The organism is Streptomyces sp. NPDC059456, from assembly GCF_042750055.1.
Lineage (GTDB): Bacteria > Actinomycetota > Actinomycetes > Streptomycetales > Streptomycetaceae > Streptomyces.
In genome coordinates this window covers 1-1484 of the sequence record NZ_JBHYVA010001095.1, presented here as the reverse complement: position 1 = coordinate 1484, position 1484 = coordinate 1, and the positions used below count along the sequence as shown (strand labels likewise).

The 1484-nt window shown below is 73.3% G+C and carries 1 protein-coding gene; it reads right to left on the bottom strand.

Going from position 1 to position 1484, the window contains the following annotated elements:
- On the bottom strand, positions 1 to 1484 hold a 1484-nt coding region (locus tag ACFXA3_RS42435), incomplete at both ends, for a DUF4118 domain-containing protein (RefSeq protein WP_385196866.1).

Below are 1484 nucleotides of genomic sequence, written 5' to 3'. Positions count from 1 at the left end.
ACATTGGTGCGGCCGCCGCCGGGGGGGTCGTGGGGGGTGTGGGTGCCGCCTTTGGCGGGGGTTCCGCGGGGGGCGCCGGGGTGGCCGAGGCCGACGCCGGCGCCGCGCGGAGCGTCGCCGTGCCGCTGGAAGGGTTCGAAGATGCGGTTCTTGGCTTCGTCCGGGACCCCGGGGCCGCGGTCGACGACGCGCAGCTCGACGCGGCTCGCGAGGGCGCTGGCGGAGACGTGGACGGGTTGCCCGACGGGGCTGTACTTGACGGCGTTCTCGACGATGTTGGCGACGGCCCGCTCCAGCAGGCCGCGGTCGACGGCGACCATCGGCAGGGTCTCGGGGATGTCCAGGTCCACGCTGTCCTCCGGTACGCCGCCCAGCGCCAGCGGCACGACCTCGTCGAGGTCGGTCTCCCGGATCAGGGGGACGACGGTGCCGGTGTTCAGGCGGGACATGTCCAGGAGGTTCCCGATCAGTGCGGCGAGGCGGTCGGCGCCGTCCTCGATGCCTTCGAGGAGTTCGGCCCTGTCGTCCTCGGACCATTCGACGTCGTCGGAGCGCAGAGAGGTGACGGAGGCCTTGATGCCGGCGAGCGGGGTCCGCAGGTCGTGGCTGACCGCCGCGAGCAGGGCCGTACGGATGCGGTTGGCCTCGGCGAGTTCACGGGACTTCTCCGCCTCGTCGACGAGGCGCTGGCGGTCGAGTACGACGGCCGCCTGGGCGGCGAAGGCGCCGAGCACGCGCCGGTCCTCGGCGGGCAGGACCCGGCCGGTCAGGGCGAGGGCCATGGCGTCGCCGATGGGCAGGTCCACGTCCGCGTCCTCGGGGCGCACGACCGTCCCGGTGCCGACGGACGCAGCCGTCGTCCAGGGGTCGACCTCGCTCGTGCGCTCCAGGAGTACGACGGACTGCATGGCGAAGGTCTCCCGGAGCCGTTCCAGGAGGGCGTCGAGGGAGTCCTCGCCGCGCAGGACGCTGCCGGCGAGGAAAGAGAGGATCTCGGACTCGGCCCGCAGCCGGGCTGCCTGGTGGGTGCGCCGGGCCGCCAGGTCGACCACGGAGGCCACCGACACCGCCACGCCGACGAAGATCGCGATGGCCACGATGTTCTTCGGGTCGGAGATCGTGAACTCGTGCAGCGGCGGCGTGAAGTAGTAGTTCAGCAGCAGGGACCCGAAGCCGGCCGAGGCGAGCGCGGGGAGCAGCCCGCCGAGCAGGGCCGCCGCCACCGTGAACGTGAGGAAGAGCAGCATGTCGTTCGCCAGCCCGAGCTCGGGGACGAGCCGGCTGAGCAGTACGGAGAGCAGGGCGGGGCCGGCGATGCCGGTGACCCAGCCCCAGATGAGGCGGGACCGGCCGAGCCGCGCGCCGCGGGCCACGGGCAGAACGCCCCCCGTGGGGGCCGCGTCGGGGGTGTAGATGTGGTCGTCGATGTGCCGGGCCCATTGCGGGGGGACGGTGGCGCTGACACCCGGGCGGAAAACCGACAG